1 protein-coding gene and 2 pseudogenes are annotated in these 5,448 nt (G+C 46.5%); 1 reads left to right on the plus strand and 2 read right to left on the minus strand.

Going from position 1 to position 5,448, the window contains the following annotated elements:
* Positions 1-129: 129 nt before the first annotated feature.
* Positions 130-1,140: pseudogene (locus tag C7B16_RS23615) on the plus strand (phosphoethanolamine transferase); the annotation flags it as partial.
* A 108-nt stretch (positions 1,141-1,248) separates the two neighbouring features.
* On the opposite strand, the gene C7B16_RS23620 reads toward C7B16_RS23615, so the two are convergent.
* Positions 1,249-4,764, minus strand: a complete 3,516-nt coding sequence (locus C7B16_RS23620) for an AAA domain-containing protein (protein ID WP_107180252.1) — start codon at positions 4,762-4,764, stop codon at positions 1,249-1,251.
* A gap of 451 nt (positions 4,765-5,215) precedes the next feature.
* Positions 5,216-5,329 (minus strand): annotated as a pseudogene (locus C7B16_RS23630) (integrase); the annotation flags it as partial.
* Positions 5,330-5,448 lie beyond the last annotated feature (119 nt).

The following is a 5,448-nucleotide window of genomic DNA, read 5'->3' on the forward strand; positions in this document are numbered from 1 at the left end:
AATGTTCTGCGGGGTTCTGCGGATAATGTTTTCTGTTCCATAACAGGTGTCCACTAGTTGAAAAAGTGGGCACCTACGTTACCAATACTGGCTTAATGGCTACATACGGCGGTCAGTTTACGCTTACACACATTGCGTGAAATGCAGCATTATAAACAACTGAGTCAGCACGGGGCTGACAACTGGAAAATCCTGCCGGGAACACCGTTATATGACACGATTGTTATTGTCACTGGTGAGAGTGTGCGCAGGGATTATATGTCGGTATATGGCTATCCCGTGCCAACCACGCCGTGGCTGAATACAGCTCCCGGTTTATTTATTGACGGCTATACATCGGCAGCAGCCAGTACCGTACCTTCCCTGAGCCGGACACTGATTTATGACTATGAGCAGAACCCTGACTCCGGCAACAACGTGGTGGCGCTGGCAGCAAAAGCAGGATACAGCACATGGTGGATATCCAATCAGGGAAAGCTGGGGGAGCATGATACACGCATCTCTGTTATTGCTTCTGATGCGGAGCATACCGTTTTCCTCAAGAAAGGCAGCTTTGCTTCCCGTAAAACGGATGACATGTTGTTGTTACAGGAAACAGAACATGCACTGGCGGATAAATCCTCTCCGAAGGTGATATTCCTGCACATGATGGGGTCTCATCCGACCCCGTGTGACCGGCTTCACTCCTGGCCGAATAATTACCAGGAGCAGTTCCCCCGGAAGATTGCCTGTTACCTCGCCAGCATCAGTAAACTGGATAACTTTCTCGGGCAGCTTGATGGTATCCTTCGCCGGCATTCCCGTCATTTTGCCATGCTTTACTTTTCTGACCATGGTCTGTCGGTCAGCGACAGTGCTAATCCTGTTCATCATGATGGTCATGTGCAGGGAGGCTACAGCGTTCCCCTGATTATTACCGCCAGTGACATCACGTCTCATCAGTCCGTCAGCAGAAAAATCAGTGCCCGTCATTTCGCAGGTATTTTTCAGTGGCTGACCGGCATTCGTACTGAAAATATACCGCCATTCAATCCGCTGACAGACGAAGATAATGAACTCATTATGGTTTTTAACGGAGACAGGAATGTACCGGCAGACAGTCTGAAACCGCAGCCTCTGATTCTTCCGGACAGAAGATAATCATGTCGGTATGAATGTTATAATTAAGGACTGTGCAATAATAGCCATTCCATTCAGCCATCTTACGCTCGAAAACGATCGGTAAGATGGCTACTCACCATTCCTGCTCTAAACCTGCCGCCTCTCAAGACTATTATAAATAGCCTCAATCTCACCCTTCAGGTTATCACCGCAATAAACCATTGATGTATCGTATCGTTCATATCGCGCTTCCCGTGTCGCACTAAACCAGTTGAACGATCCCACGCACAGCAAACCATCATCACCAATAACAATTTTGCTATGAACACGGTTTACCAGCTTTGTAGCAATACCCAGCGCATTCAGTTTCTCCAGCGCCGCTTTAAAGTTCTGCTGCTTCTCTTTTCGCTTCTCAAAATCATTATGTTCAGTGTTGTAGCTTCTGTCAGTGACTATCGTGACGTTAATTCCACGTGAACACGCCGCAATCATGGAATCAAGAAAACCGGTTTGCTCCAGCCTTTGCCAGGTCAGCCATGGAGAAACTATCGTGATGTGTTTACTGGTATTTTCAAATGTCTGATTCAGGAAATTATCATGTTGCTCCACACCATGAAGTGTGTAGATTTTGGTCCCGGCGGTTTTTAAATCCTTACGCTCTTTATAATCAAAAGAGAGCGCATTCTTCTCTGACTCAAAGAGGTATTTTGCCAGTAATCCCCGTGGCGATGAGGCTGGCTGGACCTCAAACAGGTCCATATCGCCGAAGACCAGAAAACTGTCCTTCGCACGGGAGACTGCAACATTCAGCATGCTGTTATCGCTATCAATAAACCCGCCGTCTTCATGTTTTGAATAGACTGGCGAGAATATCACAATCGCTCTTTCCGCTCCCTGAAGAGAGTGCACGGTGCCCACTGTGAGCGACTTTTCATTCGTGCCTGTACTGATACCTTGTTTGCCCAGCACCTGTTTGATAGTGGATACCTGAGCGCTAAAAGGCGTCACAATACCGACAACTTCATGAAGCGATTTACCGTAATGCGCTTCAATATTTTGCTGGTTCTCTGCCAACCAGACCGCTATCGTTTCAGCCTCAAGCAAATTATATCGACTTCCACTACTTGCCAGCTCTCCTTTACCATCAATATGGAGATACCCCATTGCGGGCATTAAATTGCTCTCTTCACGCCCTCTTTTAGGCAACAACTTACCGTGATAGCAGAGCGTATTACAGTATCCAATAATATTGTCGTAGCACCGGCGGTGTTCATATAGGTACATACCACGAGCCAGTTCGGGATCATATTGATAGCGCGAAGCAAACTGCGCTATTTTCATAACGCTGCCAGATGCGGCACTTTTACCAAGGTCTGCGATTGCCGTATATTTCTCGGTAATCTCTTCTTGCGTACTGCCAGACAGAATTTTTTCCGCCAGCATGTTACCGATATCAATCGCAGGAGCAATACTCCATATTGGCGGGATCTGCTCCGTATCGCCAATCACTAATGCCTTCTTAGCTAATGCAAACGAGGCAGCAGCCACTTCAGGAAGCACCTGCCCGGCTTCATCGACAATGAGTAAATCGGCAAAATCATACAAATAACTTTTCTCGAATTTACGCTGTCCTTTGTGCTCACTTATCTGCATATTGCCGGGCAGCATATAGCATGTCATCACCACACATGGAGTGAGTTTCATTCGACGTTGCCAACGGGCGGTTACCCCTTTAGCGCCTTTTTTCTTCTTCTCTTCCTGCAGATCATCAATGCTGGCCATATCCATCAGCCAACGACCTTCCCAGTAGTGAGTCGTCAGTAAAAATGCAGGGAAGCGAATCTGCGTATCAGCCAGTTCATCGGCCTGTGAGAAGCTCAGTTCCTCGTCGCCCTCATACCCTAAATCAAGAGCCAGTCTCTGCCACTCCTGAACCGCCTGCTGTTCTTTAAGAATGATTTCATGGGCGGAGTCAATCTGCTGCCGGTATGTTGTTTGCTCGCGCTCAGCGGAATTGAGCAGCCCATCAATATTACGTTCGATAGTTTCAGGATCAGACCATTGATTTCCTGCAATCAGCGCACCTAATTTATCTTCGAGAAACAGCTGTATTTGGTACTGTCGCTTACTGCGAACCGCCGGAAGCCAGGAAAATAATGAATAGATCAGTGATTCACCGGCGCGATATTTTTTCCATTCCGTTTTAGCACTCTTCAGTAGAGTGATTTTTTGTTCTTGTCCGGAAAGTAATTTATTTAAATTATTGAGATATTGCTCAATATCATTAGCAATAAGCTCACGCGCAGCCCGAATCTGGCTTAACGTTTGCCATGTTGCGTTCAGTCTTATCAGTTGCTCGGATTTTGCTGCCAACTGACCATGCAGGAGTTCAATGACCTTTTCAGGGGATGAACACTCTTTTTCAGGAAAGGCTGCCTTAGCCTTTTCCAGATAAAACAGCAGTGCATCTTCTACATACTCTTTTGACTCAACCTGGTTGAAGAAATCTTCAGTTTGATATTTTTTGGCTGCTTCAGCTTTACGGCTGCTTGAGGGAAAATAAGCGCCGAAGCTTTTCAGCTCTGGCAACCATCGCCCGGCCATCGCACCTGAACCTTGCGAAAAGTCTTTCCCGAATGCCTCAATAATGTTCGTTACAGCCTGGTTATTCGTTGAAGTCGCGATAATAACCGGAGGCTCAGATTTTTCGAGAGCCGCTCTGGCCCACTGCGTGGCGATGATAGAAAGCACCAGCGTGGTTTTTCCGGTTCCAGGAGGGCCATTAACAGCAAGGATATCGCCATGTTTAGCATCCAGAAAATGGCTTAAGGCATCGCGCTGAGCCTTTGCCAGCGGAAACTTATCTCCGGAGTGTCCAAGCCTGTCGCTGAATTTTGCTCCAGGGGCCAGCAAAGACTCTGCAGCATGAACCTCTCGCGAGGCGAATCGATTGAAGAGCGGCACATCCTTATTGCAAACAAGCAGGTGATCATAAAGAGAAAGGATATGGAAACTGGCACCGCCAGATTGCGCCGTTTTAACAATATAACCGTGCTCAGCGAGTTCATATTGCTCAGGATTTTTAATCCAGTCGCCGGCAACGTTCTTCAGCAGCCTCTCTGAATCATCCAGATATTGACGCCACTCCTGCTGCAAGGCTGCATATCGTTCTTCCCGTTCTTCATCCGTTTCGGCAGTCTTATCAACGCTGTCATCAAAGTTGATAGAGAACGTGGTATGGGTCGTCTTGTATTTGTCATACTGCCCAATCTCACCAATCGAAAATGCTCCTTTTGGCAAAGGTTCAAGCAGGTCTCTGGGAATGGAGGTCGCTGGCGTCGGATATAAAAAACCCTCACGGCTTAGCAAGGCTGGCGTCACTATCGGGGTAACAATATCAGGCGCACCTGCAGAACGGTCCTTACCATGCTGCAGTAACCGGAAATAAACTTTTGGGCGCAAGATGACATCGACCGTTTCGACATCGTCTTTTTCTCCCTTAAAAAATTTACTGACAATCGCTTCGTCAAGACGTCCCGCCGCTATCCCATGCCAATGAGTGAAATTTTTGGCGTCTTTCCGTTCAAAACAGCCCTTTCCTGACTCAGCATCCGCAAGCGAGTTGCGCCAGTATGAGGCAAACCCTAAAGCATTTTCATCCATTACCAGTCCTATGACTCAATGAAATCCATTGATTTATCGAATATAAAACCACCATATGGACAACTATTGTCCATATTGAAAAAGTTGGATGCAATGTTTTGTTTATAATTCGGTATCAAATGTACTGGTTGTACAAGGTTCAGAACGCAAGCACATTCAACTGTACGTCAGGACTATTGATTTCATAACAGTGAATACATTTTTTACCGTTTATAATGACTGCCTGTGTTGGACAAGGATACCAGAACAGCCGAAAACACCGGGGGTTATTACCTGCTCTCATGGAAACCAGATATTCCTGGTGCTAATCACAGTCATAAATAGCCTGAAGAACATGACGAAGGGACTTTAATGGAAGCCGGAGTAACTTGCCAGAACATCAATCTTCGTCATCATTTACAAAGAAAAATAATCAGTTAAAGCAGTCCGGGCAATCAGCCCGGACTGCTTACTATTTTAATGGATTGTTAATCTTTGCATATTCAAACGGGCTGATACCCTTATCTCTGTTCGCATCCAGAAAATCTGCCCACCACTGTAGCATCAGTCGACGTTCTTTGTAGTGGCACACTAAATTTGGCCACCTGAACAGAGGTGATATGCTCACCTCAGAACAACACAGGTGCTCCAATGAAAAAAAGAAATTTCAGCGCAGAGTTTAAACGCGAATCCGCTCAACTGGTT

Origin of the sequence: Escherichia sp. 20412-1 (genome assembly GCF_003027595.1) — a bacterium.
Classification (GTDB): Bacteria; Pseudomonadota; Gammaproteobacteria; order Enterobacterales; family Enterobacteriaceae; genus Escherichia; species Escherichia marmotae.